Genomic DNA, 20,800 nt, shown 5'->3' with positions numbered 1-20,800 from the left:
CTAAAAAAGGAGACTTGTTGTGAATAAGAATAGTGAAGAATACATAAGCAAAAAAAGAGCCATTGACTTACGGGATTCTGGAAGAATAGACGACTTTGAAATAGGAAGCGTCAAGGGACTTTTGGATATCCATTATGCCCTATTCCACGACCTAGAAGGATTCGACGCAGGCAAGATTCGAAAAGTCAATATATCAAAGGGGAACTTCCGCTTTGCTAATTCTATGTATCTTAATCCAGCTCTTGAAGCTATAGAGAAAATGCCTGAAAATAATTTTGATCAAATAATTGATAAGTACGTGGAGATGAATGTAGCCCATCCCTTTATAGAGGGAAATGGAAGGGCTACGAGGATATGGCTTGATTTGATCTTAAAAAAGAATTTGGGCAAGTGTATAGATTGGCAGAGAGTAGATAAAGTTGATTACCTAGAACTTATGAAAATAAGTCCTGTTAGAAGCAAATACATCAAGATGCTTCTTAAAGATGCACTGACTGATAAGATAGAAGATAGAGAAGTATTTATGAAGGGGCTTGACCAATCTTATATTTATGAAGGCTTAGATAAAGTTAGGTCTGAAGAAATTGATAAATAAGATATTAGAAATCAAAGCTATCTATTTTTGAAAACAGTGGTACAATACAAAAGAAATTAAAACACGGAGGTAAGTTTAATTGATTTTATAAGCAATATGGAAATTTTGATACTGATTTTAAGCTCATTGAGCTTGTTTTGGTATGCCATATTGTGAATAAGATTAGTCTGCTTATCATTAGAGAAAGTCTGTTCACTTTTTTTGTGGATAGGCTTTTTTTATTTTTCATAATGTGGCATACATCCTAAGGAGGATATATGTTACAGATAAAAGATTTAACGATACGATTAATAGAAGATGACAGGATTATTATCAAAGATTTTTATTTTACTTTAAACAAGGGGGACAAGGTTGGGCTCATCGGCGAAGAGGGCAATGGCAAGTCAATCCTTTTAAAAACTATAGTTGATAGGGAAAATACAGAAAAATTTGCCAGCATTAGTGGAGAAATTAATAAAAACAATGAAATAATTGGGTATCTGCCACAAAGTTTGGATGACAATAATGCAAGTCTTACTACCAATGCTTATCTTTATAAACACCTAAGCTTTGATATGATAGATTATAACAAACTTTATAAGTATCTATCTGACTTTGCTTTGCCGGACGATATCTTATCAGATGACAGAAAGATGGGAAGTCTGTCTGGTGGGGAGAAGATTAAATTTATACTTCTAGTAGAAATGCTAAAAGAACCGAGTATTTTTCTATTTGATGAGCCTAGCAATGATTTGGACTATGAATCTTTGCTTTGGCTAGAAAACTTCATGGAAGATTTAGAAATTCCTCTTATATTTGTATCCCACGATACCAATTTGCTAAAAAAGGTGGCTAATAGAATAATCCACCTGGAACAAATCAGACGTAGGTCTATGGCCAAGTACACCATTTCAAACAATACTTACAATGACTATGTGACAAAAAGAGATAACTTTATCATAAGTGAAACTACCAGAGCTAATAACGAACGAGAAGAATTTGATAAAAAATTATACAAATATAAAAGGGTCCACGATGCAGTCCAGCACGACCTTAGAGCTACCAAGGATGACTTAATGGGTAGAAATCTAAAGGATAAGATGCACACTGTAAAGTCCGTCGGCAAGAGACTAGAAAAAGAAGAAGCAAATTTGACTCAAAAACCAGACTATGAGGAAGCCATAGATATATTTTTCGATGAAGATATAAATATTCCAAATGGTAAGCAAGTCCTAGACTTTAAGAAAGATGAGCTAAGGATTGCTGATAAGCTCTTGGCAAAAAATATTGAACTTCAAATCATAGGTCCTGATAAAATCTGTATAATTGGGAAAAATGGAGTAGGCAAAACCACCTTGCTTAAAGAGATATTAAGAGAATGCCAGGACCTAAATCTAAAAGTGGGTTATATGCCCCAATCATATTTCGAATATGAAAATGGATCTATGACAGCCCTAGAGTACCTATCTCAGTCGGAAGCTAAAGATGACCATATAAAATCATCCAATCTCCTAGCAAGCTTAAGCTTTAAAAGAGAAGAAATGTATAGAAATATATCCGACCTATCAGGAGGACAAAAGGCCAAACTTTTCTTTGCTAAGATGAATCTAGACAAGGCAGAAGTCCTAATCCTTGACGAGCCCACCAGAAACCTTTCTCCCTTGTCAAAGCCAGAGATTATAGAAGCCCTCAGAGCATACAAGGGAGCCATAATAGCCGTCTCCCACGATAAGGACTTCATAGACCAAGTTTTTGATAAGGTGTATGAACTAAATGGATATGGTTTGCATATGATTATATGATAAAATAAAAAAATCCGGCAAGCTACCTACTTGCTGGATTTTTTGAATATTGCAAATCATTTCTTCACGTAAAAAGTTCCTCTGCCTTTACCATGTCTTTCTATTAGTCCAGAATCAAGCAAGTCTCTCAAGGAATTTTCAACTGATGATTTGCTTATACTTGGTGTAAGTTTCATAATGTCGGACTTTGTAAATTTTCCCAATTGATTATTAACTGCATTCTTAACTAGGTCAAACGCTGATAGATTGTTATCGAATATATCTACTCTCTCTTCAAAATCTCTATATGCAGAAGTAATTATTCCTAGGATATATTTTATAAAATAAATTTTATCTTCATCATTTGTAGACCGGCCTTGTCCACTATATTCCAAGGACTTGTAATAGTTAATTTTTGTTTTTTCGATTTTTTCTTCAAGGCTTATATATTTTCCAACTTGGTAACCCATTTTGTATAATAACAAAGTAGTCAGGAGTCTCGACATCCTACCATTGCCGTCGTTAAAAGGATGTATACAAAGGAAATCATGGATAAAAGAAGGGATAAGAATCAATGGACTGATTTCTCCTCTATCAATTTCTTTATTGTAAGAATCACATATCATCCCCATTGCAATTGGTGTTTGGAAAGGGTCTAGGGGAGTAAATATTGTATAACTTTCTCCATCGGCATTTGTCTGGCTGATGTAGTTTTGAGTATTTTTGTATCTACCAGCAATTGACCTATCTGAATACCTAAAGAGATCTTTATGTAATTGTAGGATTACATCCGAGCTAATAGGTATATACTTGTAAGATTCATGTATAGTGCTTAGCACATCCTGATAACCAAGTATATCTTCTTCATCTCTATTTTTGGGCTTTATATTTTTTTGAAGTAAGTCACGCATCCTAGAATCTGTTGTTCTAATACCCTCGATTTTATTGGAACTTTCTGTACTTTGGATGATAGCAAGCTCAACTAGATTATCTAAGGTCTGGGCTTTTTGCGATAGGAATACCTCCCCTCTACCCTTAAATTTTTCTATAGTTGATATATAGTTGATTATTTCAAAATCCCACTTTTTATCTTTCAATAAATTGTAATTAAAAACTCTCATCGCTTAATCCTTTCATTATCGCCTAAAATGTACCGTATTTTAGGCGATAATTCAATTTTTAGGCGATATTTAGGGTATATAGTGAGCAAAAGGAAAGGAGGACATTATGAAAGAAAATAAAACAATTGTCCACAAAACAGTAAGGGAGGGAATCACATTTGGATCAGCCCTTGCCATAGTTATTTCCTACACCACTTGGCACTCCATCCCTTGGGCAATCTTCCACGGAGCATTGAGCTGGGCCTATGTGATATACTTTGCTCTAGTACATAAATAATGGATAATTTTGGCAGGTTAATATTCTCTATTTATAAAAGATAGCAACACTATTAGCCTAGGCTTTAGTCCTCTGCAAAATAAATATTTATTATCTTAGAAATGATGATATAATTATCCTAAGAATAAATAAAGAGAGAGGAAAATGAAAATATTCCAAAAAATTTTAAAGCACGGACTTATATTTGCCATACTCATAGCAATAAGTGCTTGCCAAAACAATAATGCAGAGACCGAGAAACCGGCCAAGATTTATCTTTATGGGGAAGAACACGGCACGCAAACTGACACAGACAAAGAGTTTGCCCTTTGGAAAGACTATTATGATAAAGAAGGCATGAGAAATCTCTTTCTAGAAGTGCCCAACTATGTAGCCGGCTACTTGAATCTATGGATGGATGAAGAAGATGATCAAATCCTAGAAATCCTTAGGGACCAATACAAGTTTTCCCAGGGCAACAAGCTTAAACATTATGGCAAATTACTAAGACGTATCAAAAAAGAATGTCCACAAACCGTGTTTCACGGGACGGACATTGGCGATTTTAACGATACTTTGGGCCAAGGCTACCTAAAACATTTGCAAAAGATAAACGACAAAACACAAATTGATAGGGTCAAAGAAGTGATGGACCAGGGCGACAGAAGAGATGCCTATATCAAAGAGTACAAGGAAAATCAAGAAGATACTCGTCTTGCTAGGATTGCTGATTTTAGAGAACACATGCTAGTCGAAAACTTCATATACGAATTTGACAACCTAGAAGATAAGAGAATCATGGGCATATATGGCGCATACCACGTGTCCAATCCAGAAAAAATCCAAATGGGAGAAGCAGAAATCATGGGCGACCAAATAAAAAGTCGCTACGGAGATATTGTATCTACAAGTATTTTGTCAGAAATGGAAATTAAATAGAATTGAGTTAAATGCCAGCAAGTTTGCTGGTTTTTATGTGAGAAGCTAAATAAAAAATTATAGTTAAAAATATAATAAATTTTTTATGTTTATTTAAGGATCTTTTACAAAATATTGGATGGTTTACTAAATAATCGATTTCAGAAACTTTATATAAATTTAACAAGAAACTCAGATTTGTAAATATTATTTTACATAGATATTTATATACATAATTAGTTGACATTTGAACGTTTTTACCATAATATAGTAATGATTAATAAACTACAAGGAAAGAAAAAAATGAGAAAATCTAAAAATCTTTTTTCAAAAATAGTAGCAGTGTTAGCTGCTATTATTAATTTGTTATTTTTCGTGTTTTTGTTTAGACACGATATTTTACCTATAAAATTAAGAATAATTCTGCTAGTAGTATTCGCACTACTCTTAGCATACTATCTATACTTAGCATTCAAAAAAGAAGAATCATCCCCAGGCCTAGTAGTTTTGGCCATTCTATTTATCATAACCAGTATAGGTGAGGGTATATTCTATTCCTATGCAAGTAAATCTATCCAAACTGTAAACAAAATCAACGAGCAGGCAGATATCAACAACAGCCAAATGTCTTTTGTTGTGCTTAAAGACTCTGACATAGATAGTTTGGAGGAAGCATCCGACTACGAGATTGCAATATCAGAAGACTTTGACGGGGACAATAGCCAAAAGGCCATAGACGAATACAAGAATAAGTTTGACAATAAACTTAATACTGTAAACCTTGGTAACTACCTAGCATCAGCCCAGTCCCTCATAGACGGACAAAGTCAAGTAATGCTACTAAACGAAGGTTACAGACAATTAATAGAAGAAAGTATCGAAGGATTCTCTGACAAAACCCGAGTACTAGAATCAGTAGTAGTAAAGGGAAAAGAGGTCAAAGAAAAACAAAGGAAAAAAGTAGGAGCCAAATATCCTTTCAATGTTTATATCTCAGGAATAGACACCTACGGCAGCCTATCCAAAGTATCCAGATCCGACGTTAACCTAGTAGTAAGCGTGAACCCAGGCCAAAGAAAGGTACTAATCACAACCATACCTAGGGACACATATCTACCACTTGGCGGGGATGAGGGCAAATACGACAAGCTAACCCACGCTGGTCTATTTGGCGTGGACACATCTATCAAGAGTCTAGAAAACCTCCTGGACATAGAAATCGACTACTACGGAAGGGTAAACTTCACTACAGTTACTCAACTAGTAGACGTCATAGGAGGCATTACAGTAGAAAACCCAGTAGCATTTAATACTGGCAAATACAACTTCCCACAAGGAAATGTAGACATGGACGGAGCTATGGCCCTAGCCTACTCCAGGGAAAGATATAGCCTAGCAGAAGGCGACTTTGACAGAGGAAGAAACCAAACCAGAGTCATGACAGGCATAATCAAAAAGATGCTCAGACCAGAAATACTCCTAAACTTCAACCAAATCTCAGAAATCGCCCTACAATCAGTCAACACAGATATGCCATACGCAAAAATGATCCAACTAGTCAACTACCAAATAGAAGATTCTAGAGATTGGTCCATAGAAACACAAGCCTTAGAAGGAAGGGGAGCAAGTGGCCTACCATCATACCTAATGCCAAATGCTGACCTATACATGATGAAAGTAGATGAAAACTCTTTAAAAGAAGTCAAAGCAAAAATAGAGGAAAATAACCAAGTAAAAGAAGACTAAAGAGAAAAAGGAAAACAAATGGGACAAACGACACTAATACTGATGATAATTACAGTAATATCAAAAATATTTGGATTCGTAAGAGAGTCAGTAATGGCAGCCTATATAGGAGCTGGGGAGCTGAAGTCTATTTATACTACGGCTATGACCATACCAAATATGCTTACTGGAATAATTGTAACAGGTATTTTGTCAGCCTACATTCCTGTCTATAATAAAGCATTAAATGAAAAAGGTGAAAAAAGAGCTAAGGATTTCACTTCCAACCTTATAAATATTCTTATGATTTACGGAGCGGTAGCAGTAGTATTTGTAATTATTTTTGCTAGGCCACTATCGATATTATTCTCTCCTAAACTATCAGGAGAATCACTTAAAATTGCTGTTAATTTTACAAGAATAATGTCTTTTTCAATATTTGCATACCTATCATCATCTGTAATAAGAGGGTATCTAAACATTAAAGGCAATTTTATTGAACCTGATGTAGTTGGATTTATATTAAATATATTAATTATTATTTCTACAATACTAACAGGAAATATAGGCAATCCTTATATTTTAATAGTAGGCACGTTACTTGCTCAAATATTCCAGTTTATAAGATTTCCAAGTGTCAGCAGAAGATTAGGATATTCTCATAAAAAAGTGGTTGATTTTAAAGACCCTTATTTTAAATCATTGATGATTATAATGTTACCCATTATAATTTCTTCAGCTGCTGACCAACTATCTATTTTGATAGACAACTCAATGGCCTCTGCTTTCTTTGGGGTAGCATCTGTATCAAAGATTTTTTATGCAAAGACGATGCTCAACTTCATTATGGGAGTAGTTACTTTGACTGTAGCTACTGTATCATTTCCAGATATAGCAAGACTAGGGCAGTCTGGAGATATTGATGGCATGAAAGAGTCTGTGTCATCATCCATTATTACTAGCATGTTGCTAGTAATACCTGCTACATTTGGTATGATGGCCCTTGCAAACCCAATTATACAATTGGCCTTTGAAAGAAGAGCATTTACAGCAAGTGATACAGCAATTGTTTCAAGCCTACTTGTATCATATGGACCTTATATTATTTTTGCTTCAGTTATCAAGATAATGGCAAATGGATTTTACGCTATTGGAGATGCAAAAACTCCTGTAAGGATCGTTCTCATCCAGCAAATAGTTAACGTTATTTTGAATGTTATATTGGTCAAACTTTTTGGTATAGATGGCTTGGGATATGCAACAAGTTTATCTACATTTATAGGTAGTTTATTAATGGTATTATCATTTTCTAAAAAAATTGGTAATTATAAAGATAATAATCTTATTATATCTATAATTAAAATCACATTATTATCATTACTTATATCTGCACTGGCAAAATTTATATATGGATACTTAATCAACAATTATTCGCTTATCATCAGTCTATTTATATCGGTTGCTATCGCTGGGTTGGTATTTATAGTATTGATATTATTAGTTAAGATTCCAGAGTTATATGATTTGAGACATTCCATAAAGAATAAGTTAAGTAAAAACAAGTGAGAATAAAATGAATATTAGCAAAAACTTAAACAAGAAAACAATAATATTACTAATACTAGATATCTTAATTATAAATATGGCATATTTTATCGCTTTATTTTTTAGATTTGATGGGTCAATTATAAATATACCAGAGCAATATCTAAATGCTTATAAAAATTATGCTATCATCAACACTATTTTAACCATTGCCGTATATTCAATTTTTAGACTATATAAAATGATACTAGAATATGCATCCTACAAAGAGCTTGTTCAAATAACCCGAGCAGTGATTATATCATTTGTATTACACATTATAGGCATTTCGATCCTATTCCAAAGGATGCCTATTTCATATTTTGTATTTGGATTTTTAATCCAGTATGTTCTTACAGTTTCTCTTAGGTTTGCAAAGAAGATGCTTACTCAAAGAGGCTACAGCCATGTTTCTAGAAAGTCTAATTTTAAAAGATCAATCATTGTAGGAGCAGGTTCAGCTGGTCAAACTATCAAAAAGGATATTAATAACTCCAACAAAGAAGAGAGCACTCAAGTCAAGGTAGTTGGATTTATTGATGATGACCCAAGCAAAAGAGGTCAATACATAGATGGAACTATGATCTATGGAGGCAGAGATAAGATTAAAGAGCTAGTTGTTAAAGAAGATGTAGACCTTATCCTAGTAGCCATACCATCAGCTAATGAAGAAGATAAAAGAGAAATACTAAATATCTGTAATGACACAAATTGCGAAGTTAAGGTATTACCAGGCCTTTACCAACTAGTTTCTGGCAAAATCTCAGTATCAAAGATGAAGGATATCCAAATCGAAGACCTTCTTGGTAGAGAACCAGTTAAATTATTTAACAATGCAAGCTACGATTATCTTAATAACAAAGTGGTACTAGTTACTGGTGGTGGAGGTTCTATAGGGTCAGAACTTTGTAGGCAAATAGCTCAATATGGACCAAAACAACTAATAATATTTGATATCTATGAAAATAATGCCTACGATATAGAACAAGAACTTAAAAGAAACTACAATACTTTAAATTTAAAAACTCTAATAGGATCTGTAAGAGACTACAACAGGGTAAAAAAAGTATTCGAAGACTACAAACCAGATATTGTATTCCATGCAGCAGCTCACAAGCACGTTCCACTTATGGAAGAAAGTCCTGTAGAGGCTATTAAAAACAATGTCAGAGGAACCTATATTGTTGGTTTACTGTCATTAATATATAATGTAAAGAGATTTGTTTTAATATCTACAGACAAGGCTGTGAACCCAACATCTGTCATGGGGGCGACTAAGAGGGTTTGCGAAAAAATTATCCAAGGATTAAATGATACCAGAACTAACAAAGAATTCGACAAACTTGCCAAAGTCTTAGTACAGGATGGGAATAGAAATATAACTATTGATCCTCAAAAAGAACTTAGTGACAAAACACTACAGACAGAATTTGTTGCTGTACGATTTGGTAATGTCCTAGGGTCCAACGGATCAGTAATACCACTATTTAAAAAGCAAATTGCAGCAGGTGGACCAGTAACAGTTACCCACCCTGAAATTATTAGATACTTTATGACTATCCAGGAAGCTGTAAAACTAGTACTGCAAGCAGGGTCTATGGCAAAGGGTGGAGAAATATTTGTCCTAGACATGGGAGAACCAGTAAAAATAGACCATTTAGCTAGACAACTGATAAAACTATCTGGTTACGAACCCGACATAGATATAAAGATAGTTTACACAGGACTTAGGCCAGGTGAAAAGCTATATGAAGAAAGATTAATGGATGAGGAGCTTCTTGAGGGAACAGATCAAAAGCAGATTGCGATAGGAAAGCCATTAGAGTTCTCTAGACCAGAATTTTTTGCCAATCTAGACCAGATAATAAACCAAGAACACATTGATGAGCTCAATATAATATCAACAATTAACTCATTAATTGATACTTTTATTGGGAAACAAGATATTTAAGGAGATGCAATGTATAAGAAAAATATTAAACCACTAGATAAAAAAGTATGGCTATCAAGCCCTACAATGTATGAAGATAGTATGGAATATGCCATGGAAGCATACGAAACCAACTGGATGTCTACAGTGGGCGAAAATATTAACGAAATAGAAAAGAGAGTAGCAGAGATGACTGGAGTAAGGTCAGCTGTTGCCCTAGCATCAGGTACTAGCTCAATTCACCTTATGGCGAAACTAGCTGGTATCAAAAGAGGTGATAGGGTATTTTGCTCAACATTAACATTTTCTGCCAGTATCAATCCAATCTGCTATGAGGGCGCCACACCAGTTTTTATAGACTCAGAATATGAAACATGGAACATGGATCCTAAAGCACTAGAAAAAGCCTTTGAAATCTACCCAGATACTAAATATGTTCTACTAGTTCATCTATACGGAGTTCCTGCAAAACTAGATGAAATCGCTGAAATTTGTGAAAGACATGGAGCTACTCTTATCGAGGATGCAGCAGAATCATTCGGTGCAACTTATAAGGGTAAACAAACAGGTAGTTTTGGTTCTCATAATGCGATTTCATTTAACGGTAATAAAATCATAACTGGATCATCAGGCGGAATGCTTCTTACAAATTCGAAGAAAACTGCTGAAAAAGCAAGAAAATGGTCGACCCAATCTCGTGAAAATGCTCCATGGTATCAACATGAGGAAATCGGATATAACTATAGAATGAGCAATGTCATTGCTGGTATCATTAGAAACCAGCTTGATAGGTTGGAAACACATATAGACCAAAAGAAAAATATTTACTATAGATATAAAGAAGGTCTAAAAGACTTGCCAATATCTATGAATCCTTTTGAGAAAGATAAGTCTAATCCTAACTATTGGTTATCTTGTTTGACTATAGATAAAGATTACTTGACCAAACAAGTAAGATCTGATAAAGACTACTTGTATGAAACAGAAGCTGGAAAGTCATCACCTCACGAAATCTTGGATGCAATAAATTCTATAAATGCAGAGGGAAGACCGATATGGAAACCAATGCACAAACAACCAATATTTATGAGCTATGACTTCATTAATAGACATGGCAAAGCAAATGCAATGACAAATGCATATATAGAAGGTGGCATCGTGGATGAAGATGGATTGCCAGAGGATATCTCAATGGATATATTCAACAGAGGCCTATGCCTGCCAAGTGATAATAAGATGACAGAAGAAGAGCAAGACCGTATCATTGAAGTGATTAAAGCTTGTTTTGAATAGGAGATAGCATTGAATAGCAGTACAAATACTATCTATGCAAAATATATAAAAAGAATATTAGATATTGTATTATCTCTTATTGCAATAATAGTCTTATCGCCTTTATTACTCATACTCTGCTTATTGGTTAAGATAAAGTTAGGGTCTCCAGTTATCTTTGCTCAAGAAAGACCTGGGAAAGATGAAAAAATATTTAGATTATATAAGTTTAGGTCTATGACTGATGATAGAGATGAAGATGGCAACTTACTTCCTGATGATGAGAGATTAACTAGTTTTGGCAAGAAATTAAGATCCACATCTTTGGATGAACTACCAGAATTATTTAATATACTAAAAGGTGATATGTCCATTGTTGGACCGCGACCATTGCTAGTTGAGTATTTGGATCTATACAACGATGAACAAAAACATAGACATGATGTAAGGCCTGGATTAACAGGACTTGCTCAAACAAATGGAAGGAATGAAATAAGTTGGGAATCTAGATTCCTTTTAGATATTGAATATGTAAATGCCTTATCGTTTTTGATGGATATGAATATTTTAATTGATACTATAAAAGTAGTATTTAAAAGAGAAGGTATAAGTTCTGAGACGTCAGTGACAATGGAGGATTTCACAGGAAATGAAAATAAATGAAATAAAAACCCCGTTTTTTTTGATTTATCAAGATAAATTAGATAAGAATATAGACGACTTTAAATATGCACTAAATAAACTTTGGCCTAATCACAAGCTCTCTTATTCTGTAAAAACAAATTCATTGCCTTGGGTATTAAAGTATTTACTTAGCAAGAACGTATCTGCAGAAGTTGTATCTGAAGAGGAATATAATCTAGTAAAAAAATGTGGATTTAATGATAGAGATATCATTTTTAATGGACCAATAAAAGGTAAGGAAATATTTTTTAATGCACTCAATGAGGAAGCTATAGTTAATATTGATTCTAGAACTGAGCTTGATTACCTAAAAAGATATGCTAATACTATCAAAGAAAATATCGGAGTTAGAATAAACCCTAATCCAGATATTTTTAATAGGTCAGATATTGGATATCATGAAGACGGATTCAGATTTGGATTTTCGGATGAAACTGGTGAATTAGAGAAAGCAATAAATATTATTACTGAAAAATGGCATTCGTTTGGACTTCATGTTCATTGTAACAGTGTTACAAGAAGTCAAGCTGTGTATGAATCATTGGCAGAATATACTTGCCAGATAATTAAAAAATATAATTTAAAACCTTCATATATAGATATAGGAGGAGGTTTTTTTGGTGGCGTGCCAGGCAAAACTACTCCATATGAATATATATTAACTATAAAAAATATTCTAGAAAGATGTATAGATATAAATTCAACTACATTAATTGTTGAGCCAGGTTCAGCTATAATAGGATCAGCTGTCGATTTAGTAACATCTGTTGTAGACATAAAGGATACAGTTAAATCAAGGATAGTAACGACAGATGGAAGTAGAATTCACATTGATCCACTTTGGTCGAAAAATTCATATATGTATTCTTTAATATCGGCTAAAGATAGCACCATAGGTAAACAAATAATATGTGGTTACACTTGTATGGATCATGATAGATTAATGTCTATTAACGATGAAAAAGAACTCTCTATAGATGATAAAGTTATATATCACAGAGTAGGTGCCTATACAATGACTTTTGGTGGTATGTTTATAAACTATTACCCAGATGTGTATGTTAAAACGGAAGATAATCAGCTAACTAAGGTTCGTAATAAATCAACAATGGAAGATTATTACAATATTCATTCTTAATATATGTATACTTTTAAGGAGAATCAAAATATGTCAGCATAAAAGTATTAGTTTTAGGGGTAACTGGTAATTTAGGAGCTTATTCGGCGCTTGCTTTAAAGGATGCTGGATTTGATGTTGTTGCAGCTGGTCATAGAAAATCTGATAATAATTTCTTTGCAGATAGGGGTATCCCATATTATTCATTCGATATAACTCATAATGACGAATTTGATTGCTTATTAGGAGAAGGAATAACAATAGTTGTAGATTTTGCTGGGGAATTACCTTCACGCAATGCTTTTAATCTGGAGAGATTGCTTAGAAGTATAACTAATGCTACATTGAATGTGTTAGAATTCATGAGGGAAATAGGTGCGTCTAAAATTGTGTTTCCTACTATACCGTATGATCTATTCTATTTACATGAAACAGGAAAACCTATTGATCCTGATGCTAGAAGATCTTTTCCAGTGTCAAATGATCATGGTATTTATGCAATTGCGAAAAATGCTGCGGTTGATTTAATTGAGTATTATCACCAGACCTATAATATAAGTAGATTTATCCTTAGATATTTTAAAATTTATCAGTATCACCCAAATGCTTACCTCTATGCAGACCATAAAATGAGAAAGATGCCATACAGAAATCTAATGGATAAAGCCTCAAAAGGTGAGCCAATAACAGTTTATGGAGATCCACACAGGGTAAAAGAGATGGTATATATAAAAGATTTTACAAAAGTAGTAGTTTAAGCTGTAAAGTCACCTCTTGAAGGAGGAATATATAAAATCGGTTCTCCTGAAAGAGTATCTCTAGATGAAATGATTAAAGGTATTGTAGAAGTTTCTGCTCAAAATGAAAATTATTCTGAGATTTATTATGATTCAGGAAAGCCTTATACACTCCAATCAATGTTAGATTGGACAAAATCAAAAGAAGAATTAAATTATTAGTTAGATTAAGTAAGGAGAGAATTTAGATGAACATATTGTTTTGTAGTGCTGGAAGAAGGTGTGAATTATTAAAAAATGTTAAAAGTTCACTTGGCCCAGAATCAAAAATAGTGGTTACTGAAATGTCAAATATTGCTCCAGCTATATATTTTGCAGATAAGTATTATATAGTTCCACCTATTACTGATAGTAATTACATAGATGAATTAATTAAAATATGCAAAATTGAGAAAATAGATGCTATTACCACACTAATAGATCCGGAAATAAAATTATTAGCTAAAAATAGAAAAAAGTTTGAAGAATTAGGGATTCTAGTTCTTGCTCCAGAATTAGAAACAGCCAATATATTCTTTGATAAATTTAGAACTTATAATGAATTAAGTAAGTTAGGTATAAACACTGTTCTTACTTACGATAGTATAGAGTCCTTTAAAGAAGGGTTATCAAAAGATAACATTGAGTTTCCAGTTTTTGTTAAGCCTCGACAAGGAAGTGGGTCAGTAGGAGCGAGAAAAATTTACAATATTAAGGATTTAGAAGAAGCATTCAAAGAGGATCAAAGTCTAATAGTTCAAGAATTTATGGGCGATTTTGAGGATATAGATTGTGATGCTTACATTGATACAATATCTAAAAAATTAGTATCAGTGTTTTCTAAGAGAAAACTAGAAACAAAAATAGGTGGAGCCAATAAGACTATATCTTTTAAGGATAACAATTTATATGAATTTCTTGAAGAAGCACTGAACCATTTTAACTTCAATGGGCCAATTGATGTTGATTTATGGTATAAAGACGGTAAATATTATCTTTCAGAAATCAATCCAAGATTTGGTGGTGCTTATTTACATGCTTATGGTGCAGGGGTAGATTTCATAAAAATGATTGAAAACAACGTAAATAAAATCGAAAATCAAAAAAGTGATTTAGAGTATGAGGAAGATATAGTAATGATGATGTATGATAGTGTTGTAATTACAAAATTAAACGACTGAATAGGATGTAAATAGGTATTGTGTTTTAATGAAAATTCTTATTTTAACAAATGATGCTCAAGGATTTTTGCTATTTAGAAAAGAACTACTTGAAGAGCTACTAAATGCTAAATCATTTATCAATAATAATAATAACTTTATTGTAGAAGAAATATTAGTATGTGCCCCTAATAGTGATTATAGTAATGATATTGCTAAAATTGGATGCATGTATAAGAATGTAAGTATGGATAGGAGAGGAAAAAACCCTTTAAAAGATTATAAGCTTATTAAAGATTATGAAAGAATAATCGACAACTTTAATCCTAATGTAATTCTTACTTACACTATAAAACCCAATATATATGGGGGTATAGCTGCAAAAAAGCAAAAAACACCTTATATAGTTAATATAACTGGTCTTGGAACTAGTATTCATAAAAACAACATCACTTCTAAATTTATTAAAAAGCTATATAAAATAGGCGTTAAGGGTGCATCGGAAATATTTGTACAAAATAAATCTAATTTAGAGTTTTTTAAGAACAATATACTTGCTGATGCTAATTATAATTTAATTCCAGGATCAGGTATAAATCTAGAAAGATTTGTCTATAAAGAATATCCATCTGATACGCAACCCATTAAGTTTATAACTATTGGAAGGATAATGAAGGATAAAGGAATCGATGAACTTTTAGAATCAATAGTTAAAATTAAAAAAGAATTTGGTTCAAAAGTGGAGTTTCATATAGCTGGAAGTTATGATGACGTTTCGTATAAAGATAAAATAGACAGTTTAAATAAAGTTGGTACTATAAATTATTTGGGTCTAAGAAATGACATACCACAAATAATAGGGGATTATCATTGTATAATCCACCCATCATACCACGAAGGCCTATCCAATGTTCTGCTAGAAGCTGGAGCAACTGGTAGACCTGTTATTGCAAGTAATGTGCCCGGTTGCAAAGAAACATTTATTGATGGAGTATCAGGATTAGCAGTAAGAGTAAAAGATTCGGATGATTTGATTCGTAAAATAGAGGAGTTTATAAATATTCCTTATGAGAAAAAAGTACAAATGGGAAAAGCAAATAGGGAGCATGTTGAAAAGAACTTCGATAGGAAGATTGTAGTTCAAAAGTATATAGAGTGTATTGAGAAATACGCTAGATAGGTAGGAGCATTATGTATAGTTTTTTATATAGTAATTTAAAGGAAAGAAAAGAAAAAGTATCTGTAGTTGGACTTGGTTATGTAGGATTGCCTTTAGCAGTAGCACTGTCAAGAAAATATGATGTAATTGGATTTGATATAAATGGGCACAAGATAGACTTATACAGAAGTGGTCAAGATCCAACTAATGAAGTGGGTGATGAAGAGTTAAGTAAATCAGATTTAAACTTTACAAGCAATCCTCGCGACTTAAAGAAATCTAAGTTTCATATAGTTGCGGTTCCAACACCTATTAATCAAGACAAGACACCGAATCTAACACCCGTTGAAGAAGCTAGCAAATTATTAGGTCAAAATCTTACAAAAGGAAGCATAGTTGTCTACGAATCTACAGTATACCCTGGAGTTACAGAAGATATTTGTGCACCTATTTTGGAGAAAGAATCTGGATTAGAGTGTGGAGTGGATTTTAAAATTGGATATTCTCCGGAAAGAATAAATCCAGGGGACAAGAACAACAGGTTAGAGAATATAGTCAAGATTGTATCTGGTATGGATGAAGAGAGTCTTGAAATAATATATGAAGTTTATAACTCTATTATCGAAGCAGGAGTACATAAAGCACCGACCATAAAGGTTGCAGAAGCTGCAAAAGTAATAGAAAACTCACAAAGGGATATAAACATTGCCTTTATGAATGAGATTTCAATAATCTTTGATAAAATGGGAATAGATACCAAGTCAGTACTTGAAGCAGCATCTACAAAATGGAATTTCCTAAGTTTCTACCCAGGGTTAGTAGGTGGGCACTGTATAGGAGTGGACCCATATTATTTAACATATGCTGCAAACCAATATGGGTACAAAAGCGAAGTAGTACTTGCTGGTAGAAATATAAACGATAGTATGGGAATATATATAGCTGACAAACTTGTCAAAGCCTTAATAGGTGAAAAGAAAGATCTAAACACTGCCAAAGTTGGAATATTAGGCTTTACATTTAAGGAAGACTGCCCAGATACTAGAAATACCAAAGTATACGACATTGTAAAAGAATTAAATGAATTTGGAGTAAGTCCAATTATAGTAGATCCAGAAGCTGATAGGGAAGAAACAAGCGAAATTTACAATATTGATTTAGAAGATTTTGATAAGCTAAATGATTTGGATGCTCTAATAGTTGCAGTATCTCACAAGCAATTTAAAGAATTGGAAAAAGAAGATATTTCTTCTCTATTCAAAGATGGTAAGAAAATTCTTTTTGACTTAAAAGGGATCTATGATATAGAAGAATACGAATCAGATTATGATTATGCATATTGGAGATTGTAGGGATAAGAAATGGGATACAAAGATATAAAATTTGAAAAAGATAGTTTGTTTTTGGTTACTGGGGGAGCTGGTTTTATAGGCTCAAACTTATGCGAAGCTTTACTAAGCCTAGGGCACAAAGTAAGATGCCTTGACGACCTTTCTATAGGTAAGCAAGAAAATATTGACTTATTTATTGACAATCCTAACTATGAATTTATAAAGGGAGATATTTGTGACCTTGATACTTGTATGAGAGCTACTGATGGTGTGGGCTATGTACTCCATCAAGCTGCTTGGGGATCAGTGCCAAGAAGTGTAGAGATGCCTTTAAAATACAATGATATAAATATCAAAGGAACACTAAATATATTCGAAGCATCTAGACAAAATGGAGCGAAAAAAGTAGTGTACGCATCAAGCTCATCAGTATATGGAGACGAAGAGACACTACCTAAAAAAGAAGGTAAAGAAGGTAAGGCACTTTCTCCGTATGCACTAACAAAAAAAGTTGATGAAATGTATGCTAAAATATATGCAGATTTATATAATCTTGATACCTATGGTCTTAGATATTTCAACGTATTTGGCAGACGCCAAGATCCAGATGGAGCTTATGCTGCGGTAATACCTAAATTTATAAAACTACTACTAAATGATGAGAGCCCAACAATAAATGGTGATGGAACACAAAGTAGAGATTTCACATATATTGAAAATGTAATCGAAGCTAACCTAAAGGCACTGAAAGCGGATTCAAAGTATGCAGGGGAAGCCTTTAATATAGCATATGGTGGCAGAGCATATCTAAACGATATGTACGATACCATAGCAGAACTAATGAACAAAACTGACATAAAACCAATATATGGTCCAGATAGAGTCGGAGATATAAAGCATTCCAACGCTGACATAAGCAAAGCAAAAGAAATCCTAGGATATGATCCAGATTGGAGCTTTGAAGAGGGAATAAAAGAAGCCATAGATTGGTATGTGAAAAACCTGTAGTTGGTAGAATAATAAAGTTGGGAGCAAAAATGACAGATCCAATTCGAATACTGCATGTCCTAGGGAGAACAGATATAGGTGGAGCAGAATCGCTAGTAATGAGTATATATAGGAATATAGATAGAGAAAAGATTCAATTTGACTTTGCTATTCATACAGATGATAGATGCGATTTTGATGATGAAATAGAATCATTGGGTGGTAGAATTTATCATTTGCCTAGATATAAAGTGTATAATCATTTAAGATATATAAATGCTTGGAAAAATTTATTTAAGAATAACAACTTTCATGCTGTACATGGGCATATGAATAGTACTGCATCTATATATTTAAATATTGCTAAAAAAAGAGGGATTTCTACTATATCTCATATTCATAATGTAAATGGTGAAGGTGGATTAAAGAGTTTAATAAAAAATATATCTAAAAGAAACATTAGTAAAGTTGCTGACTATAAGTTTGCTTGTTCGCAAGAAGCGGGATGTCGGATGTATGAGAGCAATAGCAATGATTTCAAAATTATAAAAAATGGTATTGAAGTGGATAAATTTCTATTCAATAAATATGTAAGAAACGAGAAGAGGATAGAATTAGGAATAAAAAATAACGAAATCTTAATAGGACATGTAGGAAATTATCGACCAGTTAAAAATCATAGATTTCTGGTTGAGATATTTAATAATATTTTTAATGAAGATGAAAATTATAAATTAGCTTTGGTTGGATCTGGAGTTGAAGAAAAAGTAAGGGATTATATTGATGATAAAGCAAAAAATAACGTACTATTTCTTGGATCTAGATCTGATGTAAATGAATTGTTACAAGCTTTTGATATTTTTATTTTGCCGTCTAGCTATGAAGGACTTGGCTTAGTTTTAATTGAAGCACAGGCTGCAGGATTACAATGCTATGTTTCTAATAAAGTGCCTCAGGACGCAAAAATTACGAATAACATTAAATATATTCCAATAGATTCTAAAAATTCAGTAAAAATCTGGTCAGAGGAAATACTAAATAACAGCATTATTAAAAGAAATAATATGATTAATGAGATAAAAACTAGTGGTTATGATATTGCATGTGTCGCAAAAAAACTTGAAAGATTTTATTTGAATGTAGGTTAATTAAATGGTTAAGGTTCATGTATTATGAATTATTTGAGTAATGAGAGTAAAAAACTTAATAATATAATAACTGTACTACTGTTATCGTTCCCAATTTTTGCCAGATACTTTATTGTTTCAGATATGGTGAGTATACCGGAAGTTTTATCTTTCATATTATTAATATATGTATTAGTTCTAAATAATAAAAATATTAAAGTGGATAGGGCATTACTTCAATTTATATTGTTTATATTAACCCATACGCTAGTCTCTTTATTTTTCTATCCTAAAGAAATATCTATACAAATATTAGGAACAAGTATGAGGTTTATTTACCTATTAATATTACTAGGTGTATTAGCTTATAACTTTTTTGATATAGAGTTAGGGAAGAAAATCATTATTTTAATTACCCTAATTTTATCTGTATATGCATTCATACAGTATTTTTATGCAAAAAGAGGAATCGTACTAACAACTTACCTGCCTGGGCTAAAACATTTTGACACAACTGGTATATACAAAAATACGGATGATATTTTGCTTGACCAATTAAACTTAGGATTGGAATTCAGACCTAGATCTTTACTTAATGAACCAGCTCACTTTGCTACCTATATTATAAGCTCTTTAACAATAGTACTTTTTGATAATCGTGAAACTAAAAATTCATATTTTTTGATAGGCTTGATATTATCTTCTGCATGTTTATTAAGTAAATCATCAACAGCAATAATAATGATGTTCATTATATGGATTATATATATATACACAAGTATAGTTGAGGGTAGCAATAAAGATATGATGATAATAATATTGATTCTATTATCAATACTTATTATATATTCTTCCACTTCTGGATTCAAAACAATTGATTACTTTATTAATAGGACATTTGGAAACACGAGGAAGCTATCTGGTATTACAAATTCTTCTAGATTCGGAAGTCTTGGTAAATCATTTGATAACTTTAATAGTATTTTTAATGTATTTTTAGGGAAAGGAAATATCAAGATTGAAACTTATTTACCAGGATTATTTAGACTGTTCTATAATTTTGGTTTGATTGGTGTATTATTTTATTTTAATTTTGCGATAAAATCTTTCATTGGAGAAACCAAACTTCAAAAATGCCTTATATTTGTATTTTTAATTATGAATATTGGAACAGAAATTATGTTTGGTTATTTTATGTATCTATATATACCTTTTATTTTTCATAAAAAGAAAGAAACTTAATATAATACATATATTATTATATTTAATGTATTACATTTTAAGATGCTTTAGAGGTG

Annotated in this window: 19 protein-coding genes; 18 read left to right on the top strand and 1 reads right to left on the bottom strand. The window is 32.6% G+C overall.

Translation table 11 applies throughout. The features are described 5' to 3' along the window. The first annotated feature begins 19 nt into the window (after positions 1 to 19). Together fic and BQ7474_RS07645 are read left to right on the top strand one after the other, a co-directional pair. On the top strand, positions 20 to 595 hold the full coding sequence (gene fic, locus BQ7474_RS07650) for a protein adenylyltransferase Fic (RefSeq protein WP_073998327.1): 576 nt from the start codon (positions 20 to 22) through the stop codon (positions 593 to 595). A 257-nt stretch (positions 596 to 852) separates the two neighbouring features. Continuing rightward, positions 853 to 2,376, top strand: coding sequence for an ATP-binding cassette domain-containing protein (locus BQ7474_RS07645; RefSeq protein WP_073998326.1), 1,524 nt, complete (start codon positions 853 to 855; stop codon positions 2,374 to 2,376). 56 nt (positions 2,377 to 2,432) lie between these two features. Here BQ7474_RS07645 and BQ7474_RS07640 read toward each other — a convergent pair whose 3' ends face one another. Beyond that, on the bottom strand, positions 2,433 to 3,476 hold the full coding sequence (locus BQ7474_RS07640) for a Fic family protein (RefSeq protein WP_073998325.1): 1,044 nt from the start codon (positions 3,474 to 3,476) through the stop codon (positions 2,433 to 2,435). Between the two features lie 106 nt (positions 3,477 to 3,582). Here BQ7474_RS07640 and BQ7474_RS10695 point away from each other — a divergent pair, with 106 nt between their 5' ends. The 16 genes from BQ7474_RS10695 (at position 3,583) to BQ7474_RS07570 (ending at position 20,744) form a co-directional block, all read left to right on the top strand. Then, positions 3,583 to 3,753, top strand: a complete 171-nt coding sequence (locus BQ7474_RS10695) for a hypothetical protein (protein WP_165695395.1) — start codon at positions 3,583 to 3,585, stop codon at positions 3,751 to 3,753. Positions 3,754 to 3,897: 144 nt separating this feature from the next. Then, complete coding sequence (locus BQ7474_RS07635; RefSeq protein WP_073998324.1) at positions 3,898 to 4,671, top strand: hypothetical protein; 774 nt, start codon at positions 3,898 to 3,900, stop codon at positions 4,669 to 4,671. A 282-nt stretch (positions 4,672 to 4,953) separates the two neighbouring features. Further along, positions 4,954 to 6,396 (top strand): LCP family protein, encoded by a 1,443-nt coding sequence (locus tag BQ7474_RS07630; RefSeq protein WP_073998323.1) that lies wholly within the window; start codon positions 4,954 to 4,956, stop codon positions 6,394 to 6,396. An 18-nt stretch (positions 6,397 to 6,414) separates the two neighbouring features. Then, complete coding sequence (gene murJ, locus BQ7474_RS07625) at positions 6,415 to 7,941, top strand: murein biosynthesis integral membrane protein MurJ (RefSeq protein ID WP_073998322.1); 1,527 nt, start codon at positions 6,415 to 6,417, stop codon at positions 7,939 to 7,941. A gap of 7 nt (positions 7,942 to 7,948) precedes the next feature. Continuing rightward, positions 7,949 to 9,910, top strand: coding sequence for a polysaccharide biosynthesis protein (locus BQ7474_RS07620; RefSeq protein WP_073998321.1), 1,962 nt, complete (start codon positions 7,949 to 7,951; stop codon positions 9,908 to 9,910). A 9-nt stretch (positions 9,911 to 9,919) separates the two neighbouring features. Beyond that, positions 9,920 to 11,182, top strand: coding sequence for a DegT/DnrJ/EryC1/StrS family aminotransferase (locus BQ7474_RS07615; RefSeq protein WP_073998320.1), 1,263 nt, complete (start codon positions 9,920 to 9,922; stop codon positions 11,180 to 11,182). 9 nt (positions 11,183 to 11,191) lie between these two features. Next, the gene (locus BQ7474_RS07610; RefSeq protein ID WP_328585401.1) at positions 11,192 to 11,824 is read left to right on the top strand and encodes a sugar transferase; all 633 of its coding nucleotides are present in this window, start codon (positions 11,192 to 11,194) and stop codon (positions 11,822 to 11,824) included. Then, on the top strand, positions 11,811 to 12,983 hold the full coding sequence (locus tag BQ7474_RS07605; protein ID WP_073998319.1) for a type III PLP-dependent enzyme domain-containing protein: 1,173 nt from the start codon (positions 11,811 to 11,813) through the stop codon (positions 12,981 to 12,983). Before BQ7474_RS07610 ends, BQ7474_RS07605 begins: the two co-directional genes overlap by 14 nt. Before the next feature lie 38 nt (positions 12,984 to 13,021). Then, positions 13,022 to 13,720, top strand: coding sequence for an NAD-dependent epimerase/dehydratase family protein (locus BQ7474_RS10445; protein WP_143179998.1), 699 nt, complete (start codon positions 13,022 to 13,024; stop codon positions 13,718 to 13,720). A gap of 69 nt (positions 13,721 to 13,789) precedes the next feature. Beyond that, positions 13,790 to 13,921 carry a hypothetical protein gene (locus tag BQ7474_RS11010; protein WP_268873861.1) on the top strand — a complete coding sequence of 44 codons (132 nt, stop codon included), beginning with the start codon at positions 13,790 to 13,792 and terminating at the stop codon, positions 13,919 to 13,921. A gap of 26 nt (positions 13,922 to 13,947) precedes the next feature. Continuing rightward, positions 13,948 to 14,919 carry an ATP-grasp domain-containing protein gene (locus BQ7474_RS07595; RefSeq protein WP_073998317.1) on the top strand — a complete coding sequence of 324 codons (972 nt, stop codon included), beginning with the start codon at positions 13,948 to 13,950 and terminating at the stop codon, positions 14,917 to 14,919. A 28-nt stretch (positions 14,920 to 14,947) separates the two neighbouring features. Further along, positions 14,948 to 16,078 (top strand): glycosyltransferase family 4 protein, encoded by a 1,131-nt coding sequence (locus tag BQ7474_RS07590; RefSeq protein WP_073998316.1) that lies wholly within the window; start codon positions 14,948 to 14,950, stop codon positions 16,076 to 16,078. Positions 16,079 to 16,089: 11 nt separating this feature from the next. Next, on the top strand, positions 16,090 to 17,409 hold the full coding sequence (locus tag BQ7474_RS07585; protein WP_073998315.1) for a nucleotide sugar dehydrogenase: 1,320 nt from the start codon (positions 16,090 to 16,092) through the stop codon (positions 17,407 to 17,409). A gap of 9 nt (positions 17,410 to 17,418) precedes the next feature. Beyond that, a complete protein-coding gene (locus BQ7474_RS07580; RefSeq protein WP_073998314.1) occupies positions 17,419 to 18,396 on the top strand; it encodes an SDR family oxidoreductase in 978 nt (325 codons plus the stop codon). Positions 18,397 to 18,425: 29 nt separating this feature from the next. Then, positions 18,426 to 19,523, top strand: a complete 1,098-nt coding sequence (locus BQ7474_RS07575; RefSeq protein WP_073998824.1) for a glycosyltransferase — start codon at positions 18,426 to 18,428, stop codon at positions 19,521 to 19,523. 24 nt (positions 19,524 to 19,547) lie between these two features. Further along, positions 19,548 to 20,744: a hypothetical protein gene (locus BQ7474_RS07570; protein WP_143179997.1), complete on the top strand. Its 1,197-nt coding sequence runs from the start codon at positions 19,548 to 19,550 to the stop codon at positions 20,742 to 20,744. Positions 20,745 to 20,800: the final 56 nt, after the last annotated feature.

Source organism: Anaerococcus urinomassiliensis, assembly GCF_900128425.1.
Classification (GTDB): domain Bacteria; phylum Bacillota; class Clostridia; order Tissierellales; family Peptoniphilaceae; genus Anaerococcus; species Anaerococcus urinomassiliensis.
Note: the sequence above shows the minus strand (reverse complement) of the source record. Positions and strands in the feature narration are given on the sequence as shown.

Bases quoted from the DNA above. Each gene is read 5' to 3' on its own strand.
- BQ7474_RS07630 (WP_073998323.1), top strand. From the start codon at position 4,954: ATGAGAAAATCTAAAAATCTTTTTTCAAAAATAGTAGCAGTGTTAGCT.
- BQ7474_RS07570 (WP_143179997.1), top strand. From the start codon at position 19,548: ATGAATTATTTGAGTAATGAGAGTAAAAAACTTAATAATATAATAACT.
- BQ7474_RS10695 (WP_165695395.1), top strand. From the start codon at position 3,583: ATGAAAGAAAATAAAACAATTGTCCACAAAACAGTAAGGGAGGGAATC.
- BQ7474_RS07590 (WP_073998316.1), top strand. From the start codon at position 14,948: ATGAAAATTCTTATTTTAACAAATGATGCTCAAGGATTTTTGCTATTT.
- BQ7474_RS07605 (WP_073998319.1), top strand. From the start codon at position 11,811: ATGAAAATAAATGAAATAAAAACCCCGTTTTTTTTGATTTATCAAGAT.
- BQ7474_RS07640 (WP_073998325.1), bottom strand. From the start codon at position 3,476: ATGAGAGTTTTTAATTACAATTTATTGAAAGATAAAAAGTGGGATTTT.
- BQ7474_RS07615 (WP_073998320.1), top strand. From the start codon at position 9,920: ATGTATAAGAAAAATATTAAACCACTAGATAAAAAAGTATGGCTATCA.
- BQ7474_RS07620 (WP_073998321.1), top strand. From the start codon at position 7,949: ATGAATATTAGCAAAAACTTAAACAAGAAAACAATAATATTACTAATA.
- BQ7474_RS07575 (WP_073998824.1), top strand. From the start codon at position 18,426: ATGACAGATCCAATTCGAATACTGCATGTCCTAGGGAGAACAGATATA.
- BQ7474_RS07580 (WP_073998314.1), top strand. From the start codon at position 17,419: ATGGGATACAAAGATATAAAATTTGAAAAAGATAGTTTGTTTTTGGTT.
- BQ7474_RS07645 (WP_073998326.1), top strand. From the start codon at position 853: ATGTTACAGATAAAAGATTTAACGATACGATTAATAGAAGATGACAGG.
- BQ7474_RS07635 (WP_073998324.1), top strand. From the start codon at position 3,898: ATGAAAATATTCCAAAAAATTTTAAAGCACGGACTTATATTTGCCATA.
- BQ7474_RS11010 (WP_268873861.1), top strand. From the start codon at position 13,790: ATGATTAAAGGTATTGTAGAAGTTTCTGCTCAAAATGAAAATTATTCT.
- BQ7474_RS07595 (WP_073998317.1), top strand. From the start codon at position 13,948: ATGAACATATTGTTTTGTAGTGCTGGAAGAAGGTGTGAATTATTAAAA.
- murJ (WP_073998322.1), top strand. From the start codon at position 6,415: ATGGGACAAACGACACTAATACTGATGATAATTACAGTAATATCAAAA.
- BQ7474_RS07585 (WP_073998315.1), top strand. From the start codon at position 16,090: ATGTATAGTTTTTTATATAGTAATTTAAAGGAAAGAAAAGAAAAAGTA.